The following is a 17,444-nucleotide window of genomic DNA, read 5'->3' as shown; positions in this document are numbered from 1 at the left end:
ATTATGACTCTAACCCCATCAACCCCGAAAAAAAAACGGATTTTCATAACCGGTGCCAGTGGTTGCATCGGCCACTATATTGCTGAGTCATTAATTCAAAAGACCGGTCATGATTTGTTTTTGCTGGTGAGAAAACCAGAAAAATTACAATTCGACTATCAAGCGCGATCGGGAATTACCATATTAGAAGGCGATTTGCGCGAGATTAGCCAATATAACGATCTGTTAAGTACGGTCGATGGGGCAATTTTAGCCGCTACTGCTTGGGGTGGCCCTAGGGAAGTTTTTGATATTAATGTGGTTAAAACCATTCAATTGATCAAAGCCTTAGATCCGAATGTTTGTAACCAAGTTATCTACTTTTCTACGGCTAGCATTTTGGGTCAAGATAATCAGCTTTTACCCCAAGCAGGACAGTTGGGAACTGATTATATTCGCTCTAAGTACGACTGTTATCAGCAACTGAGTAAACTAACGAGCGCTCCTCCCATTTCCATTGTCTTTCCCACCTTAGTATTTGGGGGAGATGAGAATAAACCCTATTCCCATCTCTCCTCTGGATTATCAGAAATTCCCAAATGGATTAACTTGGCTCGTTTTTTTAGCGCCGATGGTAGTTTCCATTTTCTTCATGCTTATGATATTGCCCAAGTCATTACCCATTTGGTCGATCATACGCTTCCCCCCGATCCCAATGAAAGTTTTGCCTTTGCCCATCATTTAGTTTTAGGAAATCCCGTCCTTAGCGTCGATGAAGGGATTGCCCAAATTTGCCAGTTTTTACAGAAAAAAATCTATTTTCGGATTCCCCTATCTGTCGCTTTAGCCGATACCCTCATTGGTATTTTACGACTAATTGGGGTAAAAATTGAAATGGGAGCTTGGGATCAATTTTGTATGCGCTATCGCCATTTTCGCTATCAAAATCCAGTGAGTCCAGAGACTCTAGGTTTAACGACTTATTGTCCAACCCTAAGCGATTTACTTAAAATTAGCAGTATTCGGTCAGTCACTCAGACTGAGTGATTTTTCTGGATGGGGAGGACACGGTGACGCGGAAATGGCCCATTGTCTATTCCCTATTCCCTATTCCCTATTCCCTACTTGCCCATGACTAGCCCATCGACACCTCAAAGCGATCCCACCTGGCTGAGTATTATCAAACTCTTGCGCTGGAATAAACCTGCCGGTCGATTTATTCTGATGGTTCCAGCGTTATGGGCGGTATTTCTGGCAGCACGGGGAACTCCGCCCCTTCCCCTAGTGGGGGTCATCATTGTTGGTACATTCGTGACTAGTGCTGCGGGTTGTGTGATTAATGACCTATGGGATCGCAATATTGATCCAGAAGTAGAACGGACTCGTAGCCGTCCCCTCGCTTCTCGCGCCCTCTCGATTCAGGTTGGAGTAGCGATCGCCATTTTAGCTCTGTTGTGCGCTGCTGTCTTAGCCCTCTATCTCAACCGGTTTAGCTTTCTTCTGTGCGTTGCTGCTGTTCCCGTCATTGTCTTTTATCCCACCGCTAAACGCGTATTTCCGGTTCCCCAACTTGTCCTCTCCATTGCCTGGGGATTTGCCGTACTGATTAGCTGGAGCGCCGTTACTGCTAACCTCGAACCTGCCACTTGGGTACTCTGGAGCGCGGTGATCCTCTGGACTCTAGCATTTGATACAGTCTACGCCCTCCCCGATCGCCAAGATGACGAACGGATCGGTGTCAACTCCAGTGCCCTGTTTTTCGGCGATAAGACTCCCATCGCTGTAGGCATCTTTTTTACCGGAACTGCTGTTTTATTAGCCTTAGAGAGCCAATTCATGGCATTAAACTGGACATTTTGGTTGGGGTGGAGCCTCGCCATTATCTTCTGGGCGAAACAGGTTTACGATCTCCTGCAACCGGAAATTTCCCCCACCCTCTACGGTCAAATTTTTGGTCAAAACGTGATCATTGGCTTTGTCCTCTTAGCTGCGATGATTTCCGGCACACTCTTGGCTTAATCAAAGGGCTTACTCCTGACTAGCGGATCTCTGGAGTCCAAACCGGTTGCTCTCCCTGTCCCCAAAACCCATCAAATTTAGTCACAGAAATATCACCCAAAACCTGAGTCTGACAAGCCAAACGCAAAGGGCGATCGCCAGAATGGGGAGGAAGCGATCTCCGAGTGCGATCGCGCCAATTTGGGGGCGAAACCTCACCCTCCACATACACTGCACAAGTGCCACAAGTCCCAATTCCTCGGCAATTGATCGCCTTTGACTGACCGTTATACAGTGCAATATCATGGGCCAACAGCACTTGGCGCAAATTGGCTCCCGACTCACAGGTAATCTCTTGGCTAGCTACTTTAATCTTCACCATAATTTACATTTTCCTGCTGAACTCTTTCTCTACAATTAAGGACGAAATCGATCGCCTGACGCAAGCGGGTTTAATTGCATGACTACCTTATCCAACCTTCAACCCATCTGGATCTACGACACGACACTCCGAGATGGCGCTCAACGAGAAGGACTTTCACTCTCCCTAGACGATAAACTACGAATCGTCCGCCGTCTCGATCAACTAGGTGTTCCCTTTATTGAAGGGGGTTGGCCCGGTGCAAACCCCAAAGATGTACAATTTTTCTGGCATCTGAAAGAACAACCCCTCACGCAATCCGCCTTAGTTGCCTTCTGTTCTACCCGTCGTCCTCATACCCAAGCGGCTGACGATCCCATGATCCAAGCCATTCTCAGTGCTGGGACCCAATGGATCTGCTTTTTTGGTAAATCTTGGGATCTGCATGTCACCGAAGGATTACATACGACCTTAGAAGAAAATTTAGCCATGATTGCAGATACGGCCGAGTATTTCCGCACTCAAGGTCGTCGCATCATGTATGATGCGGAACATTGGTTTGATGGCTACAAGCAAAATCCTGAATATGCTCTCTCTACCCTAGACCAGGCGGTACAAGCAGGCGCAGAATGGGTGGTACTGTGCGATACGAATGGCGGAACCCTACCCTATGAAATCACTGCTATTGTGCGAGATGTAAAAGCCCATTTTCAGCAGCACAATTATACAGTCAAACTAGGGATTCACCCCCATAATGACTCCGATACGGCAGTTGCTAATGCGATCGCTGCTGTACAAGAGGGAGCGCAAATGGTACAAGGAACCATCAATGGCTATGGCGAACGCTGCGGCAATGCCAACCTCTGCTCTGTCATCCCCAACTTGCAACTCAAACTCGGCTATTCCTGTTTAGCCGAAGACCAATTAGCCAACCTCACGGAAACCAGTAGATTTGTCAGTGAAGTCGTCAATTTAGCCCCCAATCATCATGCCCCCTTTGTCGGCCGTTCTGCCTTTGCCCATAAAGGTGGTATTCATGTCTCTGCGGTCGCGCGAAATCCCCTCACCTACGAACATTTACAACCGGAAAAAATCGGCAATCAACGGCGGATTGTGGTCTCCGATCAAGCCGGATTAAGTAACATTTTAGCGAAAGCCCGCTCTTTTGGCATCGAATTAGATAAACACAATCCTGCTTGTCGGCAAATTTTAGAACGGCTGAAGGATCTAGAAAATCAAGGCTATCAATTTGAAGGGGCAGAAGCCAGCTTTGAACTCTTAATGCGGTCGGCTTTAGGGCAAGCTCAATCCTGGTTTGAAATCAAGGGATTTAATGTCCATTGTGACATGGGAGCGCCCACGGTAGATCCGACCATGACCAGTAATGGGTTAGCCACCATCAAAGTGAGGGTAAATGAGCGCAATTTTCTCGAAGTTGCCGAAGGAAATGGCCCCGTGGCTGCACTCGATGCAGCACTCAGAAAAGCCTTGGTGAAATTTTACCCAGAAATTGGGGGTTTCTATTTAACTGACTATAAAGTCCGAATTCTTGATGGAACAGCCGGAACTTCAGCTAAAACCAGGGTATTAGTCGAATCGAGTGATGGATTAAATCGATGGACAACCATAGGCGTATCCACAAATATTTTAGATGCGTCCTATCAAGCCGTTGTTGAAGGTCTAGAATATGGCTTACTCTTAGTTCATCAAGCCCAGGAAAAAGACCATTCTCAATCTATTGATATGGCTTCTTTAGGCTAGGGCTGGCTGAAAACATGATCTGTGGAGGTTAGGGAACAGGGGAGACACTCAAGTAAGGTGCGTTAGTGCAGTGTAACGCACCACCGATATAAATTAGGAGGAAAGACTGCTTAAATATAAGGTTGAATTAAGTCAAGAATGGGGCGATCATCAAATCGAGAAGCTAATTCTAGTAGTCGTTGTGTAAATTGCTCGTATCTTGAATCCTGTTCAGCGATTTCTCCAGCAAGTAATTCGATTTCTTCGATATCCCCAATTTTAGCCGCTTCATAAATAGCTTGTAGTTTCTCGATAGGAGGAATAACCATTGCTGCTAGTTCTGTATCGGTTTTCCCTTCATTTCCTGTTTCATAGATCCACTGTAAATTTAAGTATTTTTGTAGATGATCAAATAGCATTTCAAAATTAATTGGCTTGGATAAAAAGTCATTACATCCAGCAGCGATTGCTAAACTTTGATCCGCTAACGAGATACTTGCACTCGCCGCTAAAATGGGCAAGTTTTGGGCATAGGACTCACGAATGGTTCGCACTAATTCGTAACCATCCATTTCCGGCATTACAATATCAGTTATGATAAAATCAGGTTGAAAAGCTTCCAACTCTTCTAGTCCTTGGCGACCATTTCCTGCTTCATCAATGATAAATCCTAACGGTCTTAAAACTTCAGCAATTACAACGCGATTAACCGAGCCATCATCGACAATCAAGATTTTCTTTGGTTCCCCTTCATAGCCAATAATCTTCCCTTTTTTCGATACGGTCGCGCTTTGAACCCATTCCTCGGCGATCGCTACATCCAGTTCAAACCAAAACGTACTCCCCGCACCTAACCTACTTTCCACCTTAATTTCACTGCCCATCATCGCCACAATTTGACGACTAATCGTTAGCCCTAAGCCGGTTCCCTCTGATTGCTTCGACTTAGACCCCACTTGTTCAAAGGGAAGAAAGATTTTTTCCAATTGTTCTGGAGTCATTCCCACTCCCGTATCTTGTACCGTAAAACAAATTCTTGCTTTCGGAGAAAGAGGATTTTTCTCTGGGCTATCCCCGGGTAAATCTTGACTGGTTACCGTCAAAATAACTTGACCTTCTTCAGTAAATTTAATCGCATTTCCTAACAAATTCAATAGAACTTGACGCAAGCGCTTTTCATCGGCTAGGATAGCATTAGGGAGATGTTCTCCAGCCTGAAAACTTAGGCTGACTCCTTTGGTTTCCGCTCGTACTCGTCCAATTTCTGACACTCCCGACAAAAAAGAAGGAAAATAGAAGCTTTTCAAATAAAGTTCCATTTTTTTGGCTTCGATTTTAGCTAAGTCTAAAATATCATTAATTAACGTCAATAAGTGAGAACCTGCTTGTTCGATAACATGAACTCCTTGGCGATGTTCATTCAAATCCTGAGAGCGTTCCATGATTTGGGCATAACCCAAAATGCCATTTAGAGGCGTTCGTAACTCATGGCTCATATTCGCTAAAAACTCGCTCTTTGCTTGGTTAGCAACCTCGGCTTTTTTCTTGGCAACTTCTAATTCAGCCGTGCGATCGGCAACCCTTTGTTCTAATTCTGTCAACAGGCTGCGGTTCTGTGAAAAAGTACTGGAAACCGTTGTAAACCAAGGATTCCAATTTTTGGGAACTTGAGGAATAGGAGACGGTTTTCCACTATTTTCTCTTTCGATATGCTGCACTAATTGTTGAGAGGGATAAATAAATTCTTTGTGAGTCATAAAGGCACTCAATCCTAAAATTAATCCAATTCCAGGAAGTAGCAGAATAAAGCTCACACCAGCATCCGATATGGATTTCCACAAAATGACTTGTTTGGGCACAAATAAAATGGTTTTCCAGGGCACATTATCCAGTTCTCGGTAGATGAATAAGTGATTATTGATTTGCACAATGGAGTTGGGTTCAGTCTGCAAAATATCCTTGAGGTCAATCCCTTCAGGAAGTGAAGTTTGTACCGATTGAACGTCTTGATCGGATGATTTGACTAAGGTGGGATGTGCGAGCAAATTGCCATAACTGTCGATTACTAGCAGCGTTCCATCATCTGGATCTTCACTAATGACAAAATCCGTCAATACATCCAGAGTAAAATCGAGACAAACCGTCCCCAAAAAATCATCTTTATCGTAAATCGGCTTGGCCAAGGTTACCATTAAACCTTTGCCACTTTCATCAATATAGGGTTGTGTCCAAAAGCGCTCGCGTTTTGGATTATTTTCCGGTAATCCCAAAATATAAAAATCTTTAGTGATCGTTGTATCCAAAATAGTTACCTCTTCAGATGAAAACCAAGGAGCAACGATAATAAAATTGTGCTTGGACACATAGTAAAGCCATGCCACATTGGGTACCGTCTGAAGAACTGCCTCAAATTTGGAATTCAGATTCCAGGTCATTTCTAAATCTCGATAGAAATCTGGCGAGCGGTTTTGTACTGAACCAAAACCTGTAATGTTACCCATTTCCCGAGGGTCTCCCTCTGGTGTAACCGCATCCAGGTTAAAAATGCCATCGGTTTGGGCAAACTGTTCTAATAATGGCCAATTGTTTGAGGGTTCAGGATGATTTCTTAAAAAAGCTTGAGCTTGAACTTGTAACCCATCAATTTGTAGGGTGGCAGATTTCATCCAAAAATCGAGATTGAGTACCCGTTTTTCAAAGCTATCTTCTAATTCATCAATGCGATAATTGTATTGGGTCTCAAATTTGAGGTATACCAATCCACAACAGGATAAGAAAATCACAGAGAAAGTAGCCAAAATAATTTGGTTATATCGCTTGAAAAAAAGAAAGTTATTCTGCATGGACTTTAGAGCGCCTCGCGCTGGTAGTATCAATTAACAATTATTCATGACTCCGCATCTGTTTCCAAAGTTGGGTATAGCTCTGCTGAGTTTGCTCCGAGAGGGGTAAGAGAAATTCACTATTGGCAAAAATGCTAGGATCGGGGAACTTCACTCCAGATTGAAGGATAGATGTAGGTAAACTCTCACGGTTCGTAGTAATTAATAGCGGTGAGGCGGTATCGGTAAATTGAGAGAGTTTGAGGGCTAAATCCGAGTTTAAAAACTGGTTCATCCATTCCTGAATACCGGAGTTCTTAGGACTCAGCTTAGGACTGACCCAAGTATTCGCCCACAGTGCAGTTCCAGATTGGGGAATAATAGCTTTAAGTTTATACCGATTTAAGATCGGTAGAATATCTGTTGACCATCCGAGAGCTATCCAAGAATCCCCTTCAATTAGAGGTTGTAAATATTGGTCAGAGCTATAAAATTTAACTTGGCGATTGAGTTGTTTTAAGGTTGGAAGTAATTCGGGAATGGTTTCTAAATCAGGAGTGTTATAGGAATAACCGAGGGATTTTAGGGTTAAACCAATCACTTCTCTGGGTTGATTGAGTAAGGAAATTTGACCTTGCAATTCTTGTCGCCACAAATCTGACCAATCTGTGGGTTCCCAACCGAGGGATTTAAATTTATCTGGTCGATAAACGATCGCCGTGGTTCCCCAACTGTAGGGTACTCCCCAAACTTCGCCATTCGGATCGAGATTCCCTTGGCGATCGCGCATTACTAAGCTCTGCCAACTTTTAGGTAATTGATCCCAAGAAAGTAAAGAGGTATCGATGGGTTGAATGAGTTGATTGGCGATCGCCTCCCTTAACCAAGCATCTCCAAGCGTCACGAGATCCGGAGCAGAGGGAGCCGTTTGCCAAAAAGCTAAACTTCTCCATACCGAATTCTCAGAATCCTTGGGTTCTCGCTTCAAAGATTGGAATAGGCGATCGAGTTGACTAACCGGGATCGCTTCTAAACTCACACTCTCCGGTAGTCCTTTTTTGAGTTCATTGATCAACGTCGCTGGAATCGATCCCTTGAGAATCGAAATCTTTAAGCTGGCAGTGGGACTGCATCCCGTAGTCAAGACTGAGGACAATGATAGGCTCGATAGTGCTAAAGTGGCGGTTTTCAGGCTTCCTGACAAAAATCTTCGACGATCCATAACTGAGAAAATGTTAAGTATTTATTTACAGTTTTTACTAAAAGTTAAATGATTCAAAAATAAATCAAGAATCTTGTCAAAGCCTATCTAAAATCGTAGAGAACAATCCTTACCTGTAACTTCTGGAGTCCCCCATGGAAATTTTGGAAACCCAAATTATGATGCTGATGGAAAAAATAGAAAGCATGTCCCATGCGATTGAACGGCTTAATTCTAAATTCTCTTTGCTAGAATCTCAACCTGGGTCGAGCCATCTCCCCGCAGAAGAGACTCATCTGCCAGAACGGGGTACTAGTAATCATTCCTATACTCATGAGTTATCCGATCTCCCCATTTGGGATCATAAAGATGTATTAGTTGATGATGATTATGATAACCGTCGTGAGATATCTGAATCCCGGTCAGATGCATATTTATCTCCTGAACTGCAAGTGCAGCGCTTAACTGCACAACTGACCGCTGCTTATAATCGCATTGCTGCTCTAGAGGAGCAATTACTGTCTAAGCGGATTCAATTATAGCGCTGGGGACTAGGAAATAGGGGATAAATAGGGAAAATGATTGACCTATACCTAATATATTACCCATTACCCATGAGAATAACGGTCGATTAAGGTTTCGATCGCCTCAAGGAGGTCTTTTCGTCTCCAATTTTGGCACAGGGTAGCGGCGATCGCACAACCCCCCGCACCAACACCTTCTTTTACAAACCCTTGTTCATACATTTGAAGTGAGTGATAGTTAGACTTAGCAAAACTCAGTTGGGTTGCCATTAATGGAACTGGAGGTAATAGTTTCGCTAAACCAACCGTGTCTCCCGTTGGATCTTCAGCCACCCATCGCGTCGTTCCCACCACCACTTCAGACGTATCCCAAATCCGGTTTTCCTCCTGAGCAATAGCTTGCATTAAACCATACACAGCTAACAGTTGAGTGCCGCCAGCCAAGAGAACACCACAATATTGACTCGCGGCGATCGCCATTCCAGCAGCTACCGGTTGCATGGGATCGCCTACTGCTGCCATTAATTCCCACACCGATCCGGGCCGATTGAACCATCTTGCACGCTCTAACCCCTGCTTCACGACCTCTATTTTCTGAGCGTGGTTACAGGTGGGATGACTACTATTGACTTTACCCGATGCTGGCCATCCCAATCCCGTTAAAATACTTAATGCGGTGGTTGTTCCGCCTACGACACATTCACCGATAATTAAATAATCAGTGTGTTGAGCTAACTGTGTTCCCCATTTTTGCCCTTGGTTAAACAGATGACGAACCCTTTCTCGATCTAAAGCTTGTCCGCTACTGACACAGAAGGCAGGAGTTCCCCCCAAATCTACCGCTTCTACAGGGGGAGGAATGGGTAATCCCGCGTTCAACAAAGTAATGGGAATCTGGAGCGCTTCACAAATAGCACGGGAGATAAAGACGGGAGAAATACCGGCATGTAAGGGAGGTAACGGATAAGCATATCTCGGAGTTACTCCATTGTATAAAAACTCAGCATCTGCCAAACAGGTATAGCGCCGGTCTTCCGGCGTTGCTCCGGCAGCAGAGATTCCCGGAATTAATGCCGTTTCTGTGAAACCGAGAATACAAGCAAAATGGGGCCGACTTCCACGATACTTATTTAACCAATTTTCTCCCCGCTCAAACTCGGTATAAACAGAAATCATATCAGTTAACAATGGTAATGGGTAATGGGTAATAGATAATAGCCGATCTCGATGTCCCCGCGTCTCCGTGTCCTCCATATCCCCCTATTCCCCATTCCCTATTCCCCATTCCCTATTCCCGATCTAACAGAATTTCCACCCAAGCGGGAGGCAAGGGAATGGGGTTACCCAACTTTTCGAGAAGCAAACTAGAGACCAAATGGACAACGAACAAATAGATCAAATTATTGACTAAAATCATGACTACGGCGATCGCCTGTACGATCGTGATATCCGGCTCGGCCAATAATCCCAACTTCAGGAATATCCAATCGATCAAGCTGGTCACCTGTGCCATCAGATACAGCCATAAATCCTCACCCAGGAGAATGGACACCAACCAAATTTTGAAGAAAAATCCGATCGCTCCCAACAGCGTTCCTAAACCAATAGACACCAACCAACTTGCTCCCCGCTTCCACATCATCCCCAACTGCACTCCCAACAGTCCAAAGGGAATCAGAAACAGGATACTGCGGGTTGGTCCCATTAAAACGGTTAACAGCAAACCCGTTACCGTCATAGTCATCCAAGCATTGCGACTGCCCCAACGCAAATAGGCCAAGGCGATCGGTACGGGAAAAAAGATCCGCAATAATGGCCCGGGTGGAAAATAATAATTCACCAACCAAATCAGACTAGACGTACTTGCCAAAAACGCTGATTCTACTAGAGGTAAGGTCAGATTAACTTGACTCTCCGGCTTCTGATTACCCATTACCTATGACTACCTATTACCTCATTACCCATCAAACCATCAGGCGCTCTAAAGCACCCAAATCTGGAATACAAAGAGTATCGCGATCGGGGCGCACAATCAACTTTTTCTTTTCCAATTTACTTAAAACTCTGGTAACCGTTTCACGCGCTAATCCACTCAAACTACTTAATTCCCGATGGGGGAGATTGGGAATTTCTACCCCCTCAGCCGTTTTCGTTCCTTGACCATCAGCCAAAAACAAGAGGATATCCGCTACACGGGAGGTACTATCAGACTCCCGTAGTCGTAACCGTCGGTTGACTTGTCGTAAGCGCCGTGCCATCAATTGGGCCAACCGGATACCCGCCTTTGGTTCCGTATGAATCAAGTTAACAAAATCACTAGCGGGCATATTGCCAATCGTGGTTGGGGCGAGGGTAATCACATCAGTAGAGCGTGGCACCTCTTCGAGGGGAGCCATTTCTCCAAATAACTCCCCCTTACCAATAATATTGAGGGTAACCTCTTTACCATCTAAATTATAAGTGCGGATCTTAACCCATCCTTCCAAAATAAAATAAACCGAGCTACCCCAATCATTTTCCAATAGGATGACCTGGTTAGAAGGATGTTCTCGCACCACCACTTGCGCCGTCGTCCGTTCAACAATCTCCTCCGGTAACCCTTCAAAAAAGGGCGCTGACTTAATCAGTTCACGCTGATTCAATTCACCACGGGACTTGTGTCGTTCTACCATAGGGGTAATATCAATTAAAAATTAAAAATTAAAAATTAAAAATGGGTCTGGAGGGCAGGCCATGAGTTTACAACCTAAACGATAAGGCAATCATAACGTAAAGTGCCTCAAAATCTACAAGATTTATCAGTCGATTGGGGCGATCGCCCTCAATAACGTGAACTCATAAAGTAAGATAAAGTTAATTTTCGCATCAAATCCCCCCTTCTTACTCAGTTTTGACTTAAACTGCTTGCAGTATGCTCACCTTCAGCAAAACCGACCGAACATATAGTTAGGGATGACGATTGTGACACCTCAGACTGACCAGCGTCAAGCACTGATAACAGAAATCGATAGTGTGCTATCCAAAACCCAGTCTCGCCTTCCCTGGGTGATGGCGGGAGAGGTGAGCCAACAACGTCGAGTTTTAAGACGGGTTCGGGAGTATTTAGGCAGTTTACCCCCTTCCCCAACTCAGCGCCCTACTGCTAAAGGTCAACTTCCTCCCTCAAGCCGTTCGACACCTGCCAGTCGCCGTCGTCTTTCTTTACTGGGGGCGGATCTGTCCCAAGAGCGCCAACCGATACTAGAACCACCGAACTCGGCAAATCAACAAATTGTGCAAGCTGTGGTGCAAGATTTGCGATCGAGCATTCTGATCCCCTTGCAAGAAGAAATTGCGGCCCTACAAAACCAGCGGGAACAGATGCGCCAGGAGCTGCAATATCTGGATCAACAGCGTGGCAAGAATGCGATGTCGGGTCAATCTCAGAAAATGATGACTGAGTTTTTCCAAACTCTGATCGATCGCTGTGCAGAAAGTTTCACCCAACAGGTAGCTCAAAATTTAGCCGATTTGCAGGTAGAATTTCTGCAATATCAGTCCCGCGAACCCCACGATCCAATTCTGGCTGCGGATAGTAGCACCGATCAATCTCTGTTGACTCCCCAAGAACGACTTGAACAATTGAGGGCGCTGCAAGCTCAATCAGATAAACTACTCAAAACCCTAGATGCCTCGATCAATGTGGTTTTTGAGACACTGCAAAGTAATCTTCAAAGCTACAGTGAATCAATGACTCAAGGCATTGAGCATATGTACAGCTTGGGTCAACAGGGCGAGGTAATGTTTAGTGCCTTGGTAAATCGGTTAGCATCCCAGTTGGGACGAGAAGCATCCTCTTATATTCAAAGCCGTTCTGAAGACTCTTTGGGAGAAACATTAGAAACACCAAGTGGAGGGAAATCCCTGAATCCTTCGGCGATCGCTCCTGAAACCGATCGAGCAGCCCAAAATGCCCAAACCTCAGATCCTCCCGATCGCCCTATTGTCCAACCTAGCGATCTCCAGCATTTAACCGAGTCGGTTGAGTTAGCCCAAGAGGTTGAGGAGGAAGAGGATAGCTTTGAACCGGAATCCATAGATGATGAGGATACAGAGGAATTAGAAGAGTTAGTAGATCTTGATGAAGAGATCGGGTTGGAGTTTTTTGAACAATTTGAAGAGGTTGAAGAGATTGTTGAAATTACAGAGATTGAAGAGAATCAAATCGATCAACTCTCTAACGAGCCATCAGCGGATGCCAATCAGCTCCTAGAAGAGGAAATGGAAGGTGATGAATTTTATGATGCACTGTTTGCTTCCGATCGGTTTACAACAGGTGAAAGGGAAGACGAGGGGGAATCTGATGATCCCCTGCAAGAGTTTGCAGAACAGGCAGAAGTGGATGAAATTGCTGAAGAACCTGAACCAGAATTGGATGTAGAAGCGATCGCGCCACCAGAAGCACAAGGGGAGCAACCTGTAGATGAAGAGGCGATCGCCGAAACCCTAGAATCAGATTTATTTGAAGGACTAGGTGATGTTGAAGCCCAAACAGACGAGCCACAAGAACCTTTAGCAGCAGAGGAATTCCCTGCAACTGACTTATCCTCACCCTCTTCAGTTCTAGAATCAGATTTATTTGAAGGCGCTCCGGCTCCTTCCCAAGTGGAAGATCCAGTATCTCTAGAAACTTTTATGGAGTTATTTGGCGAAGAAGATTCACCACCTCAGATTACATCACAGAGCCTAGAAACCCATTGGGCCGACGAAACCCCCTTAAACGCCACAGAAGATCTTTATATCTCTGCTTCTCCCGATGAAGTCTTATTACCCACCGAGATCCAAGAACCACAGGAGGTCAGTCAGTTAAATTTACAAGGCGAAGTCTTAGAACAGTTAAGTCAGGATTTATTTAGTCTCGAAGGTGAGGGAACTTTACCCGTTCCTGAGCCAGTTCCAGAAGAGCAAGTTACGGATCTCTTTGGGAATTTAGAACCCGCCAGTTCTACAATTTCTGCTCCTGAAGAAGAGACCGTCATGAATGAAGAAGAGGCTCCCATAAATACGGAGAATTTCCTCAATGAAATTTTAACTTCTCCTGAGTCAGGGACTTCGGCAGAACAAGAAGAACCTGAAGATCGAGAAAATTCTGAACCTGGAGTAACAGTAGATAGTTTATTTGAAGGATTCCCAGAAGATCCTACATTTCAGGAGTCAACTCCAGAGGAAGAAACAGCAGATTTAACCGGTCTGTGGGAAGATGAAAGCAGTATCAACTTGCCAGAGTCTTTAAGCATCGATACGGTGTTTGGGGAAGAGTCTGAGAATTTAGACACTGAAGAGCCGAAATCCATTACCGTAGATAATGTGTTTGAGGAATACAATCAGGGGGATAAGGATGCTATCGATCCATCCACTGGGCGATCGCCAAAAGGCACATCTACGATAGAAAATATGTTTGAAGGATTTTTGCGGGGAGAAACGGTAAATGTCGATGAACCCCTCCCGGCATCAAGTCAACCTGATGGGACAACTGTAGAAGAAACCTTGAGCCTAGATGATGTCTTTGAAGGGTTTGCAGATGATGATGATCCTGAGCCACCATTGAATTCTTTGAAGAAGAATTAATTCTGAGAATGAAAGAGAGCAGAAGTGTGAAGAGTCATTCTGATGGGCAAAATCCGCTGTGGTATCTAGGAATCGATTGGGGAACGACTGGCATCTCAGCCGTGTTCCTCAATTACTCAACACGCTGTTTTTATCCCTGGGAGCGTTTCCCCACTCAGCGAACCCAGGTTGGGGTGTCTCTAAAACTTTACTTAGATTGGAGTTTACCTGGGGTCGATGGGGCCTCGATTATTGAGGAGATGGTGGCCCAGTTGCAAGGGATGGCGAATGAGCAAGAACAGTATGGCCAAGAGATTTGGAATCAGTTAAGTGGGGTAATTGTGGGCTGTCCGGCCCATTGGAGTGATGCCTATCGCTTTAATCTGCGAGAGGCAATTTTAAGGACAGGTTGGGTAGATCAGCCTCACCAAATTCTGTTCTTAGAGGAGCCAATTGCTTTAGTCATATCAGAGTTGCGTGATACGGCTCAGGGTACTCAATGGCAAGGCGCAACATTAATTCTAGATTCGGGAGCAACGACGACGGAGTTCGCTCTGGTGGATGTTCCGTTAAACAAATCCCAACTCAAGTCGGAAAATTTCTATTTGGGATCTTTGGCTTATGGGGGAGATGCGATCGATCAGGATATTATTGCTCAGTTGTTGTTGAATGGGGATCATCCCTTATTATCTGCTTCATCAGAGCAAGAGCAGGGAATAAAGTTGCCCCAAGTGGGAGAGGTGGATTTAGAAACCCGTTATCAGTTCAGCCAATATTTGGGACGTTCAGATTGGGGTCAGGGGTTATTGGCGATCGCCAGAGAGGTTAAGCATAGACTTCAGGCACAAAACCAGATTACAGTACGCCTCAAGCAGCAAAAGTGGACTATTCAGCGTCGCGATTTAGAGATGAAGGTGTTTGTGCCTTTTTTGCGTGCCCTGAATCGGGAGATTAATCGCCTGTTTATCAAGACGGGAGTCGCCCCTCAAGGAATACGCCAGGCTTTGTGTACGGGGGGGAGTGCATCTTTAGTGGCGATCGCCCGTTGGTTACGGCAAAAACTACCCAGCGCGGCAATTATTCAAGACCGTACCCCACAAGGTCAACCGCCTAAATGTAGTCGGGTAGCTTATGGATTAGCGAATGTACCGCTCTATCCCCAAGTTCTCAATACAGTACGCCATCAATATAGTGATTATTTTCTGTTGTTAGAATTGCTTAGGGTAATCCCCAATGAGGCGATCGCCGAAGGGCAGATTTTCTCCTTGTTAGAACAACGGGGGATTAATACGGCAGTTTGTGGCGATCGCTTGCGCAAACTGCTCGCAGGCAATCTTCCTCCTGGACTACTTCCGAAAACATCAGATCGCCTTTACCTGAGTCCTCAATTAGAGTTTAATCAACCCCTATTTATTGCTCAAGGAACTGGATTATATACTCTCAATCCAGAACAAAGAGCGATCGTGATGAATCAATTTAAGCAAGTTCTCGCCACCTCTAACCAAACCTTAGACGATCCCTATTTAGTACTTTGGTAAGGGGGGTTAGGGAAGAGGGAGCTGACAAACTGTACATCACCTTAACTTGTAATTACCAACTACAAAAAACCATTTTAAATTTTAAATTTTTAATTGATAAGATAAGTATAGATCTCGATCCATTATTGTCTGGGAGGTAGAGCAAAAATGGTAGTCGCACTTGAAGCTTTGCAGGAGCTTAAGGGTATGAGTCTAGAGGAGTTTCTGAATTATGATGATGGCACAGATACGGTATATCAGTTAGAAGATGGGGAGTTGGTAGTTATGCCTCCAGAGAGCGATCGCAATCAGCGTATTGAATCGTTTCTGTTTGCGTATTTCCTACAGATTGGAATTTTACCTCACTATTTGAGGATGAAGACGGAAGTAGTGGTGAGTGGACTTCGGCCAACAGTTAGAGTGCCCGATCTGTTAGTGTTGTCAGAAGAAGGAGCGCAGTCCCTACAAGGAGCAAGTCGCTCCACAGTTAGCTTGGAGATGTCTCCACCTCAGTTAGTCGTGGAAGTGGTTTCACCAGGCAAAGAGAACGCAAACCGAGATTATCGGTATAAGCTTTCACAGTATCAGTCCAGGGGCATCTCCGAGTATTGGATTGTCGATCCCATGGAAGAACGAATAACCGTATTTGTGCTAGTCGAAGGGTTGTATGAGTCGCGAGGGTTTTCTGGAGAAGAAGTGCTAGAGTCACCCTTTTTGCAGGGATTTTCAGGAGATAGGACTTTGTCTGTGGTGCAAGTTTTAAGAGGTGGAGTTAATTCATAGTCAAGGAACTCGTTAAGTTAGGACAGCTAAATTGTAGTTTTAGGAAACAGGGAACAGAAAATGTCTTAACTCCCTCTTCCCTTGCTATAGATGCAAGGTGTGTTAGCGAGAGTGCAGAACCCCCACTGCTCGACTCTGGCTATTCCCTATTCCCATTACAATCGCTTCTGGATATTTCGACCGTGAGTATCTGTACCACAGGTATGCAGTAAATTATAGAATTCGCCCAGTTCTCGAACCTGCTTGGTTTGTTTGGGACTCGGTATCCAAGGTGTGGGATTATTATAAGCGTAATAAGTTTCTACCCCATCAATACCAAGATAGACAGCTTCAGGAATTAATTCAGTAGCTGGATAACGATATCGAGCCGGATGAGCGAGAACGGCTAAACCGCCCGCTTTATGAATGGTATCAATAACTGCTGAGGCTTGATAGGCGTTGCCTTCCACAGCATGGCCTTGGAGATAGGGTTCTAAAGCCGGATGATCGGGGTCAAAGGCGTAACCGAGAATGTGAACTTCTGTTTTCAACAAATAAGCATTGATTTCTACACCACTCCATAGGTGGAGGGAGGGTTTAGGGTTGAGATTGGGATGATTGAGGCAGTTTTGGGCGGTTTTGTAACCGCCAACACTATGGTGATCTGTGATCGCCAGTCCCTGTAATCCGATCGCGATTGCCTGGTCAATAATCTCTTCCGGGCGTAATTTTCCATCAGAAAACTGGGTATGCATATGAAAATTGTAGGAATCGGGACAACTCCTTTCATCAATGTTCGCCAATACTTCTCTGAGGGCCCGTGCTTCTTCCTGCTCTCCAGCCTGGTTTGACAAGCATGGAGCTGGAGCTAGATCGATCATCATCTTTCTCAATCTCAAGATAAAGTCTTGTTGTCTACTATAGCCAATTTTGAACTTATGTAACGTTACTTTT

14 protein-coding genes are annotated in these 17,444 nt (G+C 44.9%); 7 read left to right on the top strand and 7 right to left on the bottom strand.

The annotated features are described in order from the left end of the window. Positions 1-3 precede the first annotated feature (3 nt). Together PN466_RS06980 and PN466_RS06975 are read left to right on the top strand one after the other, a co-directional pair. A complete protein-coding gene (locus tag PN466_RS06980) occupies positions 4-1,026 on the top strand; it encodes an NAD-dependent epimerase/dehydratase family protein (protein ID WP_271938110.1) in 1,023 nt (340 codons plus the stop codon). Positions 1,027-1,110: 84 nt separating this feature from the next. Further along, entirely contained in the window at positions 1,111-1,998 is an 888-nt protein-coding gene (locus PN466_RS06975) for a 4-hydroxybenzoate solanesyltransferase (RefSeq protein WP_271938133.1), read from the top strand. 19 nt (positions 1,999-2,017) lie between these two features. On the opposite strand, the gene PN466_RS06970 is transcribed toward PN466_RS06975, so the two are convergent. Further along, positions 2,018-2,359, bottom strand: coding sequence for a 2Fe-2S iron-sulfur cluster-binding protein (locus PN466_RS06970; RefSeq protein ID WP_271938109.1), 342 nt, complete (start codon positions 2,357-2,359; stop codon positions 2,018-2,020). Between the two features lie 78 nt (positions 2,360-2,437). Here PN466_RS06970 and cimA point away from each other — a divergent pair, with 78 nt between their 5' ends. Next, a complete protein-coding gene (gene cimA, locus PN466_RS06965; RefSeq protein WP_271938106.1) occupies positions 2,438-4,099 on the top strand; it encodes a citramalate synthase in 1,662 nt (553 codons plus the stop codon). A gap of 110 nt (positions 4,100-4,209) precedes the next feature. On the opposite strand, the gene PN466_RS06960 is transcribed toward cimA, so the two are convergent. Then, entirely contained in the window at positions 4,210-6,921 is a 2,712-nt protein-coding gene (locus tag PN466_RS06960) for a hybrid sensor histidine kinase/response regulator (protein ID WP_271938105.1), read from the bottom strand. Between the two features lie 40 nt (positions 6,922-6,961). Next, complete coding sequence (locus PN466_RS06955) at positions 6,962-8,104, bottom strand: extracellular solute-binding protein (protein WP_271938104.1); 1,143 nt, start codon at positions 8,102-8,104, stop codon at positions 6,962-6,964. A 152-nt stretch (positions 8,105-8,256) separates the two neighbouring features. Between PN466_RS06955 and PN466_RS06950 the strand changes: the two genes are divergently transcribed. Further along, positions 8,257-8,643 carry a hypothetical protein gene (locus tag PN466_RS06950; RefSeq protein WP_271938102.1) on the top strand — a complete coding sequence of 129 codons (387 nt, stop codon included), beginning with the start codon at positions 8,257-8,259 and terminating at the stop codon, positions 8,641-8,643. Positions 8,644-8,709: 66 nt separating this feature from the next. On the opposite strand, the gene cobT is transcribed toward PN466_RS06950, so the two are convergent. The 3 genes from cobT to PN466_RS06935 all read right to left on the bottom strand — a co-directional run bounded on the left by cobT (position 8,710) and on the right by PN466_RS06935 (position 11,297). Next, complete coding sequence (gene cobT / locus PN466_RS06945; RefSeq protein ID WP_271938132.1) at positions 8,710-9,801, bottom strand: nicotinate mononucleotide-dependent phosphoribosyltransferase CobT; 1,092 nt, start codon at positions 9,799-9,801, stop codon at positions 8,710-8,712. A gap of 112 nt (positions 9,802-9,913) precedes the next feature. Further along, positions 9,914-10,558, bottom strand: a complete 645-nt coding sequence (locus PN466_RS06940; RefSeq protein WP_271938099.1) for a DUF2232 domain-containing protein — start codon at positions 10,556-10,558, stop codon at positions 9,914-9,916. Positions 10,559-10,589: 31 nt separating this feature from the next. Next, the gene (locus PN466_RS06935) at positions 10,590-11,297 is read right to left on the bottom strand and encodes a Crp/Fnr family transcriptional regulator (RefSeq protein ID WP_271938098.1); all 708 of its coding nucleotides are present in this window, start codon (positions 11,295-11,297) and stop codon (positions 10,590-10,592) included. Positions 11,298-11,586: 289 nt separating this feature from the next. On the opposite strand from PN466_RS06935, the gene PN466_RS06930 reads away from it, so the two are divergent. From PN466_RS06930 to PN466_RS06920, 3 genes are all read left to right on the top strand, one after another. Beyond that, positions 11,587-14,232 carry a hypothetical protein gene (locus PN466_RS06930; RefSeq protein ID WP_271938096.1) on the top strand — a complete coding sequence of 882 codons (2,646 nt, stop codon included), beginning with the start codon at positions 11,587-11,589 and terminating at the stop codon, positions 14,230-14,232. 8 nt (positions 14,233-14,240) lie between these two features. Then, positions 14,241-15,749, top strand: coding sequence for an Hsp70 family protein (locus tag PN466_RS06925; RefSeq protein ID WP_271938094.1), 1,509 nt, complete (start codon positions 14,241-14,243; stop codon positions 15,747-15,749). A 147-nt stretch (positions 15,750-15,896) separates the two neighbouring features. After that, on the top strand, positions 15,897-16,511 hold the full coding sequence (locus tag PN466_RS06920) for a Uma2 family endonuclease (RefSeq protein WP_271938091.1): 615 nt from the start codon (positions 15,897-15,899) through the stop codon (positions 16,509-16,511). A gap of 155 nt (positions 16,512-16,666) precedes the next feature. On the opposite strand, the gene PN466_RS06915 is transcribed toward PN466_RS06920, so the two are convergent. Further along, positions 16,667-17,374, bottom strand: coding sequence for a PHP domain-containing protein (locus PN466_RS06915; protein ID WP_271938088.1), 708 nt, complete (start codon positions 17,372-17,374; stop codon positions 16,667-16,669). Between the last annotated feature and the right edge of the window lie 70 nt (positions 17,375-17,444).

It is taken from the genome of Roseofilum reptotaenium CS-1145, assembly GCF_028330985.1.
GTDB classification, from domain to species: Bacteria; Cyanobacteriota; Cyanobacteriia; order Cyanobacteriales; family Desertifilaceae; genus Roseofilum; species Roseofilum reptotaenium.
The sequence above is the reverse complement of the archived record's forward strand: the minus strand, read 5'-3'. Positions and strand labels throughout refer to the sequence as shown.